This is a genomic window from Spiroplasma endosymbiont of Clivina fossor, assembly GCF_964031115.1.
Taxonomy (GTDB): domain Bacteria; phylum Bacillota_I; class Bacilli_A; order Mycoplasmatales; family Nriv7; genus Nriv7.
In genome coordinates, this window is record NZ_OZ035006.1 from 1,934,106 (window position 1) to 1,951,859 (window position 17,754).

A 17,754-nucleotide genomic window follows, 5' to 3' on the forward strand; every position below is an offset into this window, starting at 1 on the left:
TTTATAAAATTACTAACTGCTTTGTAACCATTTCTTTAATATTATCATTAGTTAATATTGCGACTAGTTGTAAAGCAAACTTAATCGCAACACCAGCTGATGATGCCGTAATAATATGACCATCAATAACAACCGCTTCATTGCTAATAATTTTAGCAGTTTCTAAACCATTGAAACACTCAGGATAAACACTAATATTCTTATTATTAGCAATACCTAACAATCCTAAAATTTGCGGGGCAGCACAAATCGCAGCAATAAATTTATTTTGTTTATTAAATGTTTTTAATAAGTTCATTAAATGTTCATTTTTTTGTAAATTATTAACACCGGTCGCTCCACCAGGTAAAATTAGCATCGCATAATCATTAGGCATTTGACTAAAATAATAATCACTTTTAATAGTAATATTATTAGCACCCACAATAAAATCTTTATTTTCACTACTAATAATATCAATATTAATTTTTGCTCTTCGTAAAATATCAATAACAGTTATTGCTTCAATTTCTTCATAACCAGTTGCTAAAAAAATTGCTACTGTTGCTGTTGCCATTAATTAAAACCTCTTTTTTTCTTAAAATATTTCAGTTAATAAAATTGTTTGTTCACGATCTGGACCAACAGAAAATAATGCCAATGGTAAATCAACTAATTTACTAATTGTTTGCAAATAAATTTTAGCATTTTCAGGTAATTCTGCTCACGATTTTACTTTTGTAATATCCGCTTCTCAACCAGCTAATTCCATATAAACTGGTTGACATTTTTCATACTCTTCAATATCAGCGGGAATATAATTAATTTTTTCACCCTTATAAATATAAGCAACACATAATTTTAATAATTTAATATTGCTTAAAACATCTAAAAGCATAATTGCTAATGATGTAAACCCATTAACACGAGTTGCGTATTGTAAAACAACAATATCTAATCAACCAATCCGGCGTGGTCGTAATGATACCGTACCATATTCTTTACCAACTTCTCTAATTGTATGGGCTATTTCAGCATTCATTTCCGTAATTAATACACCATTACCAACACGAGTATTATATGGTTTACTAATTGCTAATATATTATTAACCATTCACAGAGCAATCCCTGCCCCAACAGCAATTGATGATGCTGATGGATTAGAACTAGTAACAAAAGGATATGTTCCGTGGTCAATATCTAGCATTACCCCTTGGGCACCTTCAAATAATACTTTTTGATTTGCTTTAATTAAATTATTTAATAATAATGAAGTATCACAAACATATTGTTTAATTACCGCATATCACTCTTGACATTGTTTTAATAAATCATCTACTATAATAGACAAATTATCTTGATATATTTGTTTTAAAATATCTTCTTTAATCGCAATAACATTTTCTAATTTTGCTTTTAATGTTAATGGATTTTCTAAATCACAAATTCTAATACCTATTCTTGTGATTTTATCTTCATATGTGGGCCCAATGCCTCTTTTAGTTGTCCCAATAATATTTTTTCGCTTTGCTTCTTGATATTCATCAATTTTTAAATGATATGGCATAATGACATGAGCACGATTCGAAATTTTTAAATTACGACATGAAAAACCCTTATCTTGTAAGCTTTTAATTTCTATAATTAACTTTTCTAAATTAATAACACAACCATTAGCAATAATATTAATTGCTTGCTCATTAAATATTCCTGACGGAACTAAATTTAACTTATATTTTTCATTATTAAAAACTATTGTATGACCAGCATTATCACCACCAGCTCAGCGAACAATAACGGCACTATTTTGCGCAAAATAATCACTTATTTTGCCTTTTCCTTCATCACCTCATTGACTACCAATAATTGCTAATGTATTTTTCATTTCATTACTTCCTTTAACTATTTTATTATTACTTGTATTTTACTACAAAACTTAATTATAAATATTCATAACTCTTTCAAAATTAAAATCAACAACAAAATCATCAATAATATTTAAAACTTTATTAACTGTCTCATCAATGATTGGTTTTTCTTTATTAGTAAATTTACCTAAAACCCAAGAACTAGTATCATAAGCATTATCTTTACCAATACCAATTTTAATCCGTTTAATTTTATTACTATTTAAACTATTAATAATGCTATTAATACCGTTATGCCCACCGCTACTACCGCCATGCCGTAATTTTATAACTCCAAGTTGTAAATCAATATCATCATAAATAACAATGATATCGGATACTGCAATTTTAAAATAATTAGTTATTGATGAAACACTATATCCTGATAAATTCATATATGTTAATGGTTTTAACAAAATAATACTTTCATTATTTTTAATTGTTTTACCATATTGACCATCCATTTTTTTACTATCTAACTTAATATTTCATTTTTTAACTAAAGCATCAATAATTTGAAAACCAATATTATGTCGCGTATGGATATATTCTTTATCAGGGTTTCCTAAACCTACAATTAATTTCATTTTTTTAACCTTTCGCAAAAAATTCATTAAATAAACAAAACTCGCTAGAATGCGAGTTAATTCACTATTACTCCTGTAAATTTGATAATTTTTTTGAACGAGTAGCATATATTTCTGACAATGATTCACAATTAATAGAAGCATTAATCATCTTCGCTAAAAAACTAGCAATAGAAATTATTTTTAAACCAGTAAATTTTTTTGCTTCTAACAATTCAATTGAATTAGTAACAACAACTTCATTAACAAGACCACTAGCAACCGCATTTTTTAACCGTTCCACAGCTTTACCACTAAATATTGGATGCGTGGCAGCAATATAAACAGTTTTGGCACCACCATCTTTTAATGCTTTCGCTGCATTAACAATGGTACCACCCGTATCAATCATATCATCAATAATAATACAGTTTTTATCTTTAATATCACCAAGCACAAATTCAACTTCACTAACATTAGGTTCAGGGCGTTTTTTAACAACAACTGCTAATTCACCAGGTAAATAAGTTGTTAAATGTCGCGCTCGGGTAACACCACCATGATCTGGCGATACTACAACAACATTATTAAGTTTTTTTTCTAAAAAATATTCCGCAAAATCATGACTTGACCGTAAATCATCAACAGGAATATCAAAAAAACCTTGAATTTGTGATGAATGAATGTCAACTAACATAATCCGATCAGCACCAGCACCAGTTAACATATTAGCTACTAACTTGGCAGTAATTGGTTGACGACCTTTTGCTTTCCAATCTTGTCGTGCATAACCAAAATATGGAATTACAACATTAATTTTATTAGCTGATGCTCGTTTTAAAGCATCAATAAAAATTAATAATTGCATTAAATTTTCATTAACTGGAAATGATGTTGATTGAATTACATAAACATCTTTACCACGAACTGACATTAAAGATTCAACAGAAATCTCACCATCCGCAAAATTATTTACTTTTGCTTCCTGTAAAGGAACTTTAAGAATATTACAAATTTCTTGTGCTAATTTTTTACTAGCATTCAATCCAAAAAAAGCAACATGCTCATAACTATTATTTGTCATTAAATGACCTCCTCGTAAATATTATATTACCATTATCTTTAACAAAATGGTATAAATTGATAAACTCTTCAATTGTTAACTGTTCGCTTCTAATGGTTAAAGGTAAATTTAATTTTAAAATTAATGATTCAGAAATTTGTTTATTATTAGTAATCACATTTAAATTATTAAGTAAAGTTTTTCTTTTCATAGCAAATAATTTGCGAACAAAATCATTAAATTCTCTTTCATTATCAACTTGATAATTTTTTTGTAAAGCAAAATGAACAATTCAACTATCAACATTAGGTTCAGGAAAAAAATTATGACGACTTACTTTTAAAGGAATACTCACTTTACTATAATACTGACAAATTACACTTAAATTACTATATGCTTTATTATTTGGTAAACTAGTAATTCTTTGAACTACTTCCTTTTGCATCATTAATGTAAAACTCGTAAAATATTGAACATTATCTAATAATTTAAATAAAATTGGTGAAGTTAAATAATATGGTAAATTAGCAACAATATGAACTCGTTTAATATTAACAAAATGTTCTTTAATTAATAATGGTAAATTAATATTTAAAAAATCATCATTAATAAGTTTAAAATTTGCTTCATTTTTAAATTGTTCATTTAAAATTGGAATTAATTTTTTATCAATTTCAATACTAACTACTTTTTGTGCCTTTTTTAAAAGACTAACTGTCATTATTCCTAATCCGGTTCCAATTTCTAAAATGCCATCAGTATTCTCACATCTAAAACTATTCATAATTTGATTAACGATTTGCTCATTATTTAAAAAATTCTGTCCTCATTTTTTCATCGGATGTAAATTATATTTTAAAAGTACTGCTTGTGGTTTCATTTTCAAATCCTATAATAGTTTTTCATATCATGTAATTATAACATAGTTAATGAAATATTATTAAATTTTTAATTTTAATTTTGTCGAAAACTCTTGATAAAATAAAAAAAATCATCAACTTGATAATTTTAAAAGGCTTTTATGTAAAATTACTATTTTTACTTTAACTTTTTTATATATTAAAATATATAATACCGCTGTTTGTTGGTTTGGAGTTAAACCCTTATGTTGGTATTTTCATTTTCAGAGATTTAAATAATTTTGAATATTAGTAAAACCTAAACCATGATAATGAATTAAGGCTTCTTTAAGACTAGATTGTAATTTACTGATTTTATTTAAGTTACGATAACTAGCTTCAGGATTAATTGTTGTTTTAGTTACACATAAAGTAGAATTTGTTTGTTTTGCTACTAAAAAATATAATTTTTGCATATCAGAAGTAATAATTGAATTTTCGTTAATTAATTCTTTGTTCATATTTTCAATAACTCATTGTTTTTGTAAACGTTTGGTGTTTGTGGATTTAACATAAATATTGTTATTATTATCAATTGCCATTTGAATACAGCATTTAGTATTAGTTGCGAATGGGTCAAGGTGAATTCTTCGTGGATCAGTTTTATATTTGAAATTTCCTTTATGGATTTCTTTAATAGACTTGGTACATAACCTTTAATTTTATCTACTATTTTGATAATATTATTTCCTAGGTGAAGTACAAATGTTAGATAAATACAAAGACGAAAACGAATTTTATAGTTTAATAGGCATAAAATATAAAACTTTCATGAAAATGGTAGAAATTTTAAAAGAAGGTGAAGCTAAACAAAAACAAATTGGTGGTAGACCAAATAAATTATCAATAGAGCAAAGATTACTTATGACTTTAGAATACTGAAAAGAATATAGTACATATCGTATTATTGCAAAAAAATATAATATTAGTCATGTTAGTTGTATTCGTAATATCTTTTGAGTTGAAAATACTCTAATAAAAAATAGTCACTTTCATATACCTGGCAAAAAGATATTATTAGAAAATAAGGGTACTACTAATAATTTATTAGCAATTGATGCTACAGAAATTCCAATTGAAAGAATTAAAAAAAACTAAAATTATTATTTTCTGGTAAGAAAAGGCAACATTCATTAAAATCGCAAATAATTATTGATTTATTTAACAATAAAATTATTTCAGTAGATTTTTGTTATGGCAGTACTCATGATTATAAGTTATTTTTAAAATCAAATACACTTATAAATCCAAAATTAGAATTAATTGCCGATTCAGGATATCAAGGTTTGCAAAATGTTCATAAAAATACATTATTGCCAATTAAAAAGAGTAAAAATAATCCTTTAAATCCAGATAAAAAGGAATATAATAGCTTTTTAAGTAAAGTTAGAATTGTCATTGAACATGTTTTTGCTAGATTAAAAAGATTTAAAATACTAGTTTATCGTTATCACAATAAGATTAGAAGATTTGGATTACGATTTAACTTAATTTCAGGAATATATAATTTTGAATTAAGCTAGTTATAGTTATGTACCAAGTCTAATAAATGTTTCATCGATTTGGATTTTACCAGATAATTTTTTAAATTTTAATTGGGTATTTTCTAATTGTTTTGATTTCATTAATTTTTGACGATTATATCAAGCAGTTTTTAATGTAGTTTTAATAAAACGAGAAATTGTTTTACTAGATTGCCCCAGCAATGAAATTTGAATCAATAAATTTCATTGTTCATAATTTAAATGACTTCAATAAATAAAATGATTACGAAAAGCGTCAAAACTTGCACGGCAATTTTTACATAAATATTTTTGTTTTCCTTCTGAATTATGTCCATTTTTAACGCAATGGTAAGATTCACATTTAGGGCATTTAATACCTTGCGCTCTAAATTTTTGATCAATTTCATTTAAACGTTTTTGTTTTTTTATTAATTCTGCTTGTTGTTTGACTTTTTCATAAAATTCTAAAAATTGATCATCTGTTAAAGTATTTACTAGTTCTTGAATTATTTTTTCCATAATTATTATCCACCTCTATCATATTAAAATATACCTAAAATTAAGTATATTAGACTTCTTGCAAAATTAATATGATAATTATAATTTTTAAATTTAAAATAAATATAAAAGTGTTATTAAAATAATTTTTAGATTATTTTTACAAATATTTTGTCATTAAAACATAATAAAAATTATTATTTACAATAAAAAAAGACTGAAATTTTAAATTATCAAATATATTTAAACTAATAGTTGTAAATTATAAATTGAAGCTATTAAATTAAATCTTAAAGCAAATCTTTTTCTACGATTTCGATATTTTTCACTAATAATTTTAAATTTTTTAAGTATAGCAAAAACATTTTCAATAACAATTCTCATTTTTGAAATTCGCTCATTATTTTGCTTTTCTTCTTTATTTAAAGGGTTTTTCTTTGATTTTCTTTTAGGAATTAAAACATTATGATTAATTTTTTGTATGCCTTGATAACCTAAATCCACTAAAACAGTTGTTTCTGGTAAAAATTTAATTTTTGAATCTTTTAAAATTTTAAAGTCATGGTTTTTACCATAAGAAAAATCAGAACTAATAATTTTTTTACTATCTTTTTCAATTATAACTTGTGTTTTTATTGTGTGTTTTTTCTTTTTTCCTGAGTAGTGCTGTTTTTGTCTTTTTTTGGGCGTTGGATTTGGCTTTCAGTTACATCAATTATAACAGTCTTATCTTTGAAATAATCTTTTAATAGTGATTTTTGACCAGTAAGTTGTTGAAAATTAGGGTGTTTTATTAAAGTGTCTTCAATTCATTTGATATTTCTATAACAACTACTTTCACTAATATCATAACTTTTTGCAATATGAAAATAAGTTCTATATTCTCTTCAATATTCTAAAGTCATTAAAATACGATTTTCTAATGATAATTTATTGGTTCTTCCGCGACGAAATCTCTTTTTTAATTCTTCTATTTTTAAAATTTCTAGCATTTTATTAAAAGTAGTATGTTTAATACCAGTTAATCTTAAAAAATTTTTATCACTTATTTGATTATTTTTTTTAAATTTCATTTAAATTCCACCTTTTTATTAAAAACAACAATTCAATTATATTTTAAATTAATTTTGCAAGAAGTCTATTCAATAAATATCAAGAGTTTTCGACAAAATTAAAAATTTTTAATAAAAATTGGTCGCGTTTAGTTTTCTTAGGTATTGCTTTGAAGAAGTAAAACAATCAGCTAATTATATTATTTAATTACTAAACTAATCTTGCCTTTCTTGTTATTGTCATTTTTATTCGTTACCATTTTATCATATTATTGAATTTTTACACAACAAAAATTTTTTAATTTTGTCGAAAACTCTTGATAAAATTAAAACAAAATAATATTATTTTATTAACTTCTTACTCGTTATCAGCTAATTGCTATTTGATCATAACATCTAAACAAGCTAATTTAGTTATTATTTTAAAGCTGTAATAATTTTTCCAATTCATCCAATAGTTGCTCCAAATGCTCCATTAACGGTACATAGGTTGCTTCCAGTGATAAATCAATACCAACAACATCTTGCAAAATTAACATTGGTTCTTTATGACCCCCTGCTTTAAGAAAATTCAAAATGTTATCTTTATTGCCCTTTTCAAAATCATCATATAACTTAAACGAAGTTGTTACCGAAGTAGCATATTTATAAACATAATAAGAGGAATTAAAGAAATGTAAAATTCGTGGTCAAGCATAAATATAAATACTATCATCAGCAATTTCATCATAAACATCATAACCATACTCAATTGAAACATCTTTAAACAGTTTTGCTAAAATACTAGCATTAATCGGTTGCTCTTGTTCAACTAATTTATGAGCTTCCCATTCAAACTTAGCAAACTGAATTTGACGAAAGAAAGTAGCCATTAAATCATTAATTCTTGTTTCCAATAAATAAATTTGTTCATCTTTTTCTTTAGCTTGCGTATACAGATATTTGAATAAAAGATGCTCATTAAAAGTCGATGCCACTTCCGCTAAAATAATCGGATATTGTGCTAAATTAGGCGGTTGATATTTATTAGAAAATAATGTATGCACGGAATGACCTAATTCATGTGCTAAAGTAGCAACAGATCGTAATGAATCATCTCAATTCATTAAAATAATTGGTTCAACACCTTTACCTGATGATGAATATGCCCCCCCACGTTTGTTAGTATCTTCAAAATAATCAATCCGCCCTGCTAATAAAGCGATATCTAACATCGTTAAATATTCTGCTCCCAATGGTTGAAAAGCTGCTTTTACCATCGCAATACCTTGCATCACAGTATACTTATTATTTTCTGTTTTATTCATCATTAATAAATGACTATCAGTCGCATAAAATTTATCTAATTGAAAATATTTTTGTTTAATTTTAATAAAACGCCGATATAAATGAATATATGCTTTTCCAACTTCTAATAAAGTTATATACATATCTGGCAACACCTTGTCACCTAATAATGATGCTTGCAATGAACTTTCATAATTTCTTAATTTAACTTCTTCAACACTATATTGAATAATATCTTCATACACTTTAGCTAATGAATGTTTCTTTGTAATTAAATGTTTGTTTAATAACATACTAGTTTCTCGTCGTAATTTTTGATCTTCTTTGGGGCGCGATAATTGTGCTATTGAAGTTGCTAATGATTCTGTTAATTCCTGTTTTTCACCATCATAATCAAGATATTGTTTTTCCTTATCAGCATACGCTAATAAATCATAAAGTTGATAACTAGTACTTCGCGTTTTAGCAACATTGTTTAATAATTCCTCTTGTTCTTCTGTTAATAAATATTTTACTTTTTCAAAAAATGACCGAAAATCATATTCAAAATTTTTTAATTCCGCATCATTTGCTAACATTTGCATAATTTTTTCTGCACCAATTTGTTTTAATTCCGGTTCAACAAATGACATCTTAGTTTGAATTTTTAAAGATTCATTCATCATTAAATTACTTAAATTAATAAATCGTTCATCAGTAGTATCTAAACTACCATAATGTAAATATTGCGAAAGTTTTGCACCTAAAATTTCTCCCGCCTCTGACAATAAAACATATTGCTTAAAATTTTCTTGTTGATGTAATTTTCCTTTTAAATTATACAATTTACTATAATGACTAATATAATTTTGTAACGCCTTCGTTCAATCATCATCACTAGTAAATAAATAACTTAAATCTCATTGATACTTTTTATCAGCATTAATTCGTTTCATTAGTTATATCCTCTTCCCTTATTAATCTATTTTATGATTATATCAATATATTACGGCATTTGTGCAATCAAAAGTGTTATAATTTATATAATTTTATTATTAGGAGGATAAATATGATTAACTTAACAAAAGAATCACAACAAAACATTGTAACTTTAAAAGCTATTTTTGAAGGCGAAGCAATTAAGGGCGCCGTTGAAAAATCTGAAGGAAATACAACCTTAATCGACTCAGAAAAAATCCTTTTCGTTTACTTTAAAGAAAAGAAAATGACATTTTGTAAATTACAGCACTGAATGAAAAAATTTAGCAGTGCCAACACTCGGGAATTAAATATTGATGTTGCTAGTTTTACAACTGATGATTTTAATGAACAATTGGCATTACAAGCCATTAGTGAAGCCATTTTATATACCCAACATCAAGTAATATCTTATAAACAAGAAAAAAAGCAAGAAAAAACAAACTACCTTCTAATTACTAATATTAGTGATAGCACTGAAATTTTTAACATTGCTCAAATTAAACTAGATAGTGTTAATTTAACAAGAAACTTACAAGATACACCGCCAAACTTAATGTATCCAGAAATCTTTGCCCAAGATATTCAAAAAGTTTTTGAAGGCATTAATAATGCTAAAATTACTATTTTAGATAAAAAAGCAATTATTGAAAATAAAATGGGTCTTTTATTAGCTGTTGCTAATGGTAGCCACAATGACCCCCGAGTTGTTGTAATTGAATACACAGGAAATACTAACAGCAAAGAAAAAATTGGTTTAGTCGGCAAAGGAATTACCTTTGATTCAGGTGGTTATTCATTAAAACCAGCAGCTTCAATGATTAATATGAAATTTGATATGTCAGGAGCAGCAATTGTTTGTTCAACATTATTAGCCATTGCTAAAATTAAACCCGCAATTAATGTTGTTGCTGTTGCCTGTTTAACTGAAAATCGCATTGGCGGCCACGCCACCTTAGTTGAAGCTGTGGCAACCGCAATGAACGGCAAAACCGTTGAAATCTTAAATACCGATGCTGAAGGACGCTTAGTTTTAGCTGACGGAATTACTTATGCCATTAGAAATAGCAACGCTACTAAAATTATTGATGTTGCTACTTTAACCGGAGCAATCGTAGTATCGCTAGGAAAACATGCTACAGGTGTATTTAGTAATAACAATGATTTTTACCACCAATTTGAACAAGCAAGTAATTTAAGCAAAGAACGCATTTGAAGAATGCCGATATACAAAGAAAATATTGAAGAAATACAATGCTCACAAATAGCTGACTTAGCAAATATTGGAAAAATTCGGGATATGGGGTCTTCACAAGCAGCCGCTTTCTTACAAGAATTTGTTGAAGAAAAACCTTTCATTCACTTAGATATTGCGGGAACAGCTGATAGCGATTCTCGTGGTAATGGGGTTATGGTTAAAACACTAGTTGAACTTTTAACTAGAGTTAAGAATTAAAATTTAAACAATGAAAAAGTTATCTATTTGAAATAGATAACTTTTTCATTGTTTGTTTTTTTAAAAATTTTTATTCTAAAATCTTATTAATTATTCCTGAAGCTACGGTTTTACCACCTTCACGAATAGCAAATTGTGTTCCTTCTTCTAAAGCAACTTTAGTATTTAACTCAACAGTTATTTCAGTATTATCACCCGGCATCACAAAGTCAACACCAGCAGGTAAGGTAACTGTTCCTGTTACATCTGAAGAATGTAAGTAAAATTGTGGTTGATAATTACTTTTAGTTGCTGTATGACGACCACCTTCAGCTTTTGTCAATAAGTAAATTTCTGCTTGAAATTTACTATGAGGCGTAACTGTTCCTGGTTTACATAAAACTTGTCCTCTTCGTACGGCATCCTTTTCAACACCTCGTAATAAGATTCCAACATTATCACCAGCTCTAGCTTCATCTAGCGTTTTGTGACCAGTTTCAATACTTGTAGCAATACTTTTAATTACCTTATCACCAAACCCAACAATTTCTACCGCTTCACCAGGTTTTAATATTCCCCGATCAACAAGACCCGTAGCCACGGTTCCACGACCTGGAACACTCACAACACTTCCAACTGACATCATAAATGGCTTATCTAAATCTCGCTCTGGCGTTGGAATATATTCATCAACAGCTTTCATTAATTCAAGAATTTTTGCTTCTTGTTCGGGATCACCATTTAATGCTTTTAATGCTGAACCTTCAATAATTGGTGTATTGGCACCATCAAAACCATGTTTAGTTAATAACTCTCTAATATCTTCTTCTGCTAAGATTAGCAGATCAGGATCATCAAGTAAATCAACTTTATTTAAATAAACAACTAATTTTTTAATCCCCACATTTTTAGCCAATAAAACATGCTCATTAGTTTGGGGCATTGCACCATCAGTTGCAGCAACCACTAAAATTGCTCCATCCATCTGTTTTGCACCCGTAATCATATTTTTTACATAATCAGCATGCCCTGGAGCATCAATATGTCCATAATGTCTTGCTTCAGTTTCATAATCAACATGGGCAATATTAATTGTAATTCCTCTTGCTTTTTCTTCTGGTGCAGCATCAATTTCATCATATTTTCTTGCTTTTGCTCCACCTTGTTTTGCTAATACCGCAGTAATCGCTGCTGTTAAAGTTGTTTTACCGTGGTCAACATGACCAATTGTTCCAATATTAACATGCGGTTTACTTCTTGAAAATGCTTCTTTTGCCATTTCATTTCTTCCTTTCATTTTTATTACTACTTTTTAAAAAAGATATCTATATTTTATCTTAAATTTCAAGTTGCTAACAATAAAATTATTATCCTTGTTTTGAATTTTGGGCAACAATTTTTTCACTAACCGATTTTGGTGTTTCTTGATAGTGAGAAAACTGCATTGTATAATTCGCTCTCCCTTGTGTAAAGGACCTCAGATCAGTTGCATACCCAAACATTTCTGCTAACGGTACTTTAGCTTTAATAACTTGAATATTAGCTCTTTGCTCACTGCCTTCAATCTGACCTCTTCTTGAAGAAAGATTTCCGATCACATCACCATAATATGTTTCTGGTGCTACAACTTCAACAGTCATAATTGGTTCTAACAATACTGGCTGCGAATGCTTCTTAATTTCTTTCAAAGCCATTGAAGCCGCAATCTTAAATGCCATCTCTGATGAATCAACATCATGATATGACCCATCAAATAAAGTTGCTTTAATATTAATTAATGGATATCCCGCTAAAACACCACCAGATAAACTAGCTTCTAATCCCGCTTTAACAGAACTAATATATTCTCGGGGAACTCGACCACCAACAATCTTATCAATAAATTCAAATCCTTTATCTGGATTAGGTTCAAATTTAATTCATACATGCCCATATTGTCCACGACCACCTGATTGTTTAATATATTTACCTTCACAATCAGATGAAGCTTTAATAGTTTCACGATATGATACTTGTGGATTTCCAACATTTACTTCAACTTTAAATTCTCGTTTCATGCGATCAACAATAATATCAAGATGTAATTCACCCATTCCCGCAACAATTGTTTGTCCAGTTTCATTATCAGTTCATGTTTTAAATGTTGGATCCTCTTCAGCAAGTTTTGATAACGCTAAACTCATTTTATCTTGATCAGCTTTAGTTTTTGGTTCTAATGCTAAAGAAATAACTGGTTCTGGAAAAATCATTGATTCTAAAACAATCCCATGCTTCTCATCACACAAAGTATCCCCAGTTGTTGTATCCTTCAAACCAACAGCCGCTGCAATATCACCAGCATATACTTCTTGAATTTCTTCACGGTTATTAGCATGCATTTTTAATAATCTTCCAATGCGTTGTTGTTTATCTTTGGTAGCATTCAAGATATAAGAACCTGAGTTTAATACCCCTGAATAAACACGAAAGAAAGTTAATTTTCCAACATAAGGGTCAGTCATAATTTTAAATGCTAAGGCAGCAAAAGGTTCATCATCAGATGCTTTTCTTTCTGCTTCTTCACCATTACGAAGCACCCCTTTAATGGCGGGAATATCTAATGGCGATGGTAAATAATCAACAACCGCATCTAATAATAACTTAATACCTTTATTTTTAAACGCTGATCCACAAACAACAGGAAAGAATTCAGCTGTTAAAGTAGCACTACGAATCGCTCGTTTAATTTGTTCAACACCAACCGCTTCGCCTTCTAAATATTGCATCGCTAACTCATCATCAAGTTTAGCAAGTGTTTCAATTAAACTACTGCGCTTTTCTTTAACTAATTCTTGTAACTCATTAGGGATCGGAATTTCCTCTACTGTTTCATGAACATCATTTTGATTATAATGATACGCTTTCATTTCAATCAAATCAATAATACCATCAAAATTATCTTCACTACCAATTGGCAATTGAATTGGATGAGCATTACCTTGTAAACGGTCATGAATTGTATTAATAGAATATAAGAAGTCAGCACCAATTTTATCCATTTTATTAATAAACACAATTCTTGGTACCTTGTAAGTATTTGCTTGCCTTCAAACCGTTTCTGTTTGTGGTTCCACACCTGACTGGGCATCTAAAACCACAACTGCACCATCTAATACTCGTAATGACCGCTCTACTTCAACAGTAAAATCAACATGGCCTGGCGTATCAATAAGATTAACTCTGAAATCTCTTCAAACCGCTGTCGTTGCTGCTGAAGTAATCGTAATACCGCGTTCTTGTTCTTGAGCCATTCAATCCATTTGTGAGCCACCATTATGGGTTTCTCTAGCTCTACGAATTCTTTTAGTATGTACCAAAATTCTCTCAGTAACCGTAGTCTTACCAGCATCAATATGGGCTATAACACCCATATTGCGAGTTTTTTTTAAACTATATTCTCTTGGCATCCTCTATCTACTCCTCTTAAATTATCAACGATAATTAGCAAAGGCTCTGTTCGCTTCTGCCATTTTTTCGATGCCATCTTTTTTCTTAACAGCACCACCTGTACCATTTGATGCATCAATAATTTCTGCTGCTAACTTTTCTTCCATACATTTTCCATTACGACTATGTGAATAATTAATTAATCATCTAAGACTCAATGTCATTTTTCGCTCTTCATATACCTCAATAGGTACTTGATAATTAGCACCACCAATTCTTCTTACTTTCAACTCTAATTGTGGTGAAACATTATTTAATGCTTTATTAAAAATATCCAATGGATCATCATTTGTTTTTTCTTTAATAATATCAAAAGCTTGATAAAGAATTGTTTGGGCGATTCCTCTTTTACCATCAACCATAATTTTATTAATTGCTCTCGTAACCAACTTTGAATTATATATTGGATCTGGTAAAACATCTCTTTTTTCTGCTCTTCTTTTACGCATATAATAACTCCTTTCTTAAACTATTACTTTTTAGGTTTCTTAGTTCCATAAATTGAACGACCTTGTTTTCGTCCTTCAACACCAGCTGCATCTAAAGCGCCACGAATAATCCGATAACGCACTCCTGGTAAATCTTTCGTTCTTCCACCTTGAATAATTACCGCTGAATGTTCCTGCAGGTTATGTCCTTCACCCGAAATGTATGCCGTTACTTCTTCACCATTAGTTAGTCGCACACGAGCATACTTTCTTAAAGCCGAGTTAGGTTTCTTTGGCGTTCTTGTTGCAACCTTTGAACATACTCCTCGTTTTTGGGGAGAAAAATTAGTAGTTTGCTCTTTTTTTAATGAGTTTAATCCGCGTCCTAATGACGGTGATTTTGACTTACTAACTTTTACTTTTCTTCGCTTACGAATCAATTGATTAATTGTTGGCATAATTAATACTCCTTTCATTCTTTCATCGTGTTATTATTTTATACACACGATACCGTGCGTATCTAAATAAAGTCCTTTATAATAATAACTAATTTATTATAAAAATGCAACACATCCCCAAAATAAAATCTAGAACTTATAGATAATTAAGTTCTAGATTTTAGAATAACTAACCGCCTTGATAACAAACAGGACAACTATCATTAGTAAATGTATAATTTGGATATTGCGAATGATAATGCTCTGCAATTGCTGATACATCAAATTGGTGATTAACAACAGATTTATTATGTGTTTCTTGCTTTGGTAAATTAATATTTAATGCTGGTTGTTCATAATAATTAGCTTCTGTTGGATATCTTGCTTGCACATATCCTTGTGGATAAGAAACTGCTTCTTGTATTCCTACTGGATTAGCTTGGCACTGCATTGTTTGGTCAAAAATTCCATAAGAATGACTTTTGTGAATTTTCTTTTTGTTCTGTTTTGGTTTCTTATCTTCTTCAATCGGATTATATTCATACACCGGACTTTCTAATTCATCTGGTTTTCCTGGAAGATTAGCAAATAAAAATTCTTTCGTCTCTTGTTGATTAATTTCAATAGTTTTTCCTGTCATTGGTGAATGATAATAAATTTTATTAGGATCAATCTTTGTATCCACATCGTCATCTTGATTAAATCAATTTCCTGAACTATTTAAAGCTGTATTGCCATCAAGATTTGGATTTTGATGACTCTTACTAGCAAAACCAGTTTGCGAACTATGGCTCATCAATGGTTGTTTAACATCGTTATACTGCAAATCACTGGGGGCAACATATGAATACTGCGATTGCTCAACTTGTAGATTTTCTTTATTAATATCCCCTTGGTTGCAATCATAAGACTGTAATTGCGAATCAACCTCTTGTTGACCTAATGGCACCATTTGTTTCTGAACTTCTGAATATTGCTGTTCTTGATAATGCTCATTAGCAAATGATTGCTTTGCAAAATTATCTTCTCTATGGCTCATCAATGGTTGTTTAACATAGTTATCTTGATTAAATCAATTTCCTGAACTATTTATTAAAGTTGTATTGCCATCAAGATTTGGATTTTGATGACTTTTACTAGCAAAACCAATTTGCGAACTATGGCTCATCAATGGTTGTTTAACATCGTTATACTGCAAATCACTGGGGGCAACATATGAATACTGCGATTGCTCAACTTGTAGATTTTCTTTATTAATATCCCCTTGGTTCTGATCATCAGCTTCCTTTTGTTCACCTGATAATATCACATTATTTTTTGAATCTAACTGTTGTTCATTACTCGCAACTTCCTGCTCCTCAGTAACCCATGAACTAAATAATATCTCATCTGTTTTAATTTCTTGATAAATTGGTTCTGTAATTATTTTATGAATCTCATCACCATCATCTTCATTCTCTTTTAACAACATTGGATTTAATATATCTGGTAAGGACGCTTTTGAATTTACCACCAACTTATTGTTATCAATTTCATTAGTTTCATAGTCTTTATCATTTAAAAACTCTGAATGTAACTGTTCTTTTACTAAAGACAATGATTGTTGTGCTTGAATATTATTTTTTCTAATATTTGCAATTTCGTTATTAATATCGAAATGATTTTCATTACTAATTTCTCTAGCACCCGCAGTATCAATATTACCAATTTGATATTCTTTATGATTAATAGAATTTTTAATTAATGATAAAAAGGAATTTTGTAAAAAAAATAACCCCATTGCTAAAACTGCTAAAATAAATGAAAATCATCATATTCCCGTAAAAATAATCATTAAAATCAAAATAGTAAAAATAATTCCCGTTAAAGCAAAATTTGTATAAAATAGTCTAATTGCCACTTTATTATTTTTACGATGATGAATTTGTGATATTACTATTGTTACTAAAACAAAAAATAGAGTAATTAAAATTCCAAAAAATACATAAATTACAAGATTACTCATTAAATTATTTTTTAATTTAATTAATGCAAAAGAAAAATTTTCTTCATCAAATCTTAAAAATAATTTTTCTAACCAAATTTCACTACTAATAAAATTAAAAATAATTGGCATTGATAACACTAATAAAAATACCCCTAAAAGCGTAGCTAAAAATATCATTATTGCTCCCATAATCATTAATGTCATTGCTTTTCACCCCTTAATATCTATTACTTAAATTCAAGAAATAAACCATTATTTTCCTTTTATT

General features: G+C 28.6%; 18 protein-coding genes. 3 read left to right on the forward strand and 15 right to left on the reverse strand.

Annotation, left to right across the window (positions count from 1 at the left end; all coding sequences use genetic code 4):
- Position 1 precedes the first annotated feature (1 nt).
- From AAHM82_RS11765 to AAHM82_RS11790, 6 genes are all read right to left on the reverse strand, one after another.
- Entirely contained in the window at positions 2-556 is a 555-nt protein-coding gene (locus tag AAHM82_RS11765) for a DJ-1 family glyoxalase III (protein ID WP_342264057.1), read from the reverse strand.
- 21 nt (positions 557-577) lie between these two features.
- Positions 578-1,864 carry an adenylosuccinate synthase gene (locus tag AAHM82_RS11770; RefSeq protein ID WP_342264058.1) on the reverse strand — a complete coding sequence of 429 codons (1,287 nt, stop codon included), beginning with the start codon at positions 1,862-1,864 and terminating at the stop codon, positions 578-580.
- 51 nt (positions 1,865-1,915) lie between these two features.
- The gene (pth, locus tag AAHM82_RS11775) at positions 1,916-2,473 is read right to left on the reverse strand and encodes an aminoacyl-tRNA hydrolase (protein ID WP_342264059.1); all 558 of its coding nucleotides are present in this window, start codon (positions 2,471-2,473) and stop codon (positions 1,916-1,918) included.
- Positions 2,474-2,540: 67 nt separating this feature from the next.
- A complete protein-coding gene (locus AAHM82_RS11780) occupies positions 2,541-3,536 on the reverse strand; it encodes a ribose-phosphate pyrophosphokinase (RefSeq protein ID WP_342264060.1) in 996 nt (331 codons plus the stop codon).
- Positions 3,526-4,353, reverse strand: coding sequence for a 16S rRNA (adenine(1518)-N(6)/adenine(1519)-N(6))-dimethyltransferase RsmA (gene rsmA, locus AAHM82_RS11785; protein ID WP_342264061.1), 828 nt, complete (start codon positions 4,351-4,353; stop codon positions 3,526-3,528). The genes AAHM82_RS11780 and rsmA overlap by 11 nt, the downstream gene beginning before the upstream one ends.
- Before the next feature lie 102 nt (positions 4,354-4,455).
- The gene (locus AAHM82_RS11790) at positions 4,456-4,956 is read right to left on the reverse strand and encodes a hypothetical protein (protein ID WP_342264062.1); all 501 of its coding nucleotides are present in this window, start codon (positions 4,954-4,956) and stop codon (positions 4,456-4,458) included.
- Between the two features lie 163 nt (positions 4,957-5,119).
- Here AAHM82_RS11790 and AAHM82_RS11795 point away from each other — a divergent pair, with 163 nt between their 5' ends.
- Entirely contained in the window at positions 5,120-5,512 is a 393-nt protein-coding gene (locus AAHM82_RS11795; protein WP_342263426.1) for a transposase family protein, read from the forward strand.
- A 5-nt stretch (positions 5,513-5,517) separates the two neighbouring features.
- A complete protein-coding gene (locus tag AAHM82_RS11800) occupies positions 5,518-5,937 on the forward strand; it encodes a transposase family protein (RefSeq protein ID WP_342264885.1) in 420 nt (139 codons plus the stop codon).
- Between the two features lie 6 nt (positions 5,938-5,943).
- On the opposite strand, the gene AAHM82_RS11805 is transcribed toward AAHM82_RS11800, so the two are convergent.
- From AAHM82_RS11805 to AAHM82_RS11815, 4 genes are all read right to left on the reverse strand, one after another.
- Positions 5,944-6,438 (reverse strand): IS1/IS1595 family N-terminal zinc-binding domain-containing protein, encoded by a 495-nt coding sequence (locus tag AAHM82_RS11805; protein WP_342264063.1) that lies wholly within the window; start codon positions 6,436-6,438, stop codon positions 5,944-5,946.
- Between the two features lie 222 nt (positions 6,439-6,660).
- Complete coding sequence (locus AAHM82_RS14905) at positions 6,661-7,053, reverse strand: transposase family protein (RefSeq protein WP_342264845.1); 393 nt, start codon at positions 7,051-7,053, stop codon at positions 6,661-6,663.
- Positions 7,050-7,490, reverse strand: a complete 441-nt coding sequence (locus tag AAHM82_RS14910; protein ID WP_342263396.1) for a transposase family protein — start codon at positions 7,488-7,490, stop codon at positions 7,050-7,052. Before AAHM82_RS14910 ends, AAHM82_RS14905 begins: the two co-directional genes overlap by 4 nt.
- A 401-nt stretch (positions 7,491-7,891) precedes the next feature.
- Complete coding sequence (locus tag AAHM82_RS11815; protein ID WP_342264064.1) at positions 7,892-9,691, reverse strand: M3 family oligoendopeptidase; 1,800 nt, start codon at positions 9,689-9,691, stop codon at positions 7,892-7,894.
- A gap of 113 nt (positions 9,692-9,804) precedes the next feature.
- Between AAHM82_RS11815 and AAHM82_RS11820 the strand changes: the two genes are divergently transcribed.
- On the forward strand, positions 9,805-11,169 hold the full coding sequence (locus tag AAHM82_RS11820; RefSeq protein WP_342264065.1) for a M17 family metallopeptidase: 1,365 nt from the start codon (positions 9,805-9,807) through the stop codon (positions 11,167-11,169).
- Positions 11,170-11,239: 70 nt separating this feature from the next.
- On the opposite strand, the gene tuf is transcribed toward AAHM82_RS11820, so the two are convergent.
- From tuf to AAHM82_RS11845, 5 genes are all read right to left on the reverse strand, one after another.
- Positions 11,240-12,427, reverse strand: a complete 1,188-nt coding sequence (gene tuf, locus AAHM82_RS11825) for an elongation factor Tu (RefSeq protein WP_342264066.1) — start codon at positions 12,425-12,427, stop codon at positions 11,240-11,242.
- An 88-nt stretch (positions 12,428-12,515) separates the two neighbouring features.
- A complete protein-coding gene (gene fusA / locus AAHM82_RS11830) occupies positions 12,516-14,594 on the reverse strand; it encodes an elongation factor G (protein WP_342264067.1) in 2,079 nt (692 codons plus the stop codon).
- Positions 14,595-14,615: 21 nt separating this feature from the next.
- The gene (gene rpsG, locus AAHM82_RS11835; RefSeq protein ID WP_342264068.1) at positions 14,616-15,083 is read right to left on the reverse strand and encodes a 30S ribosomal protein S7; all 468 of its coding nucleotides are present in this window, start codon (positions 15,081-15,083) and stop codon (positions 14,616-14,618) included.
- A gap of 23 nt (positions 15,084-15,106) precedes the next feature.
- Positions 15,107-15,520: a 30S ribosomal protein S12 gene (gene rpsL, locus AAHM82_RS11840; RefSeq protein ID WP_342264069.1), complete on the reverse strand. Its 414-nt coding sequence runs from the start codon at positions 15,518-15,520 to the stop codon at positions 15,107-15,109.
- Between the two features lie 169 nt (positions 15,521-15,689).
- Positions 15,690-17,690, reverse strand: coding sequence for a hypothetical protein (locus AAHM82_RS11845; RefSeq protein WP_342264070.1), 2,001 nt, complete (start codon positions 17,688-17,690; stop codon positions 15,690-15,692).
- Between the last annotated feature and the right edge of the window lie 64 nt (positions 17,691-17,754).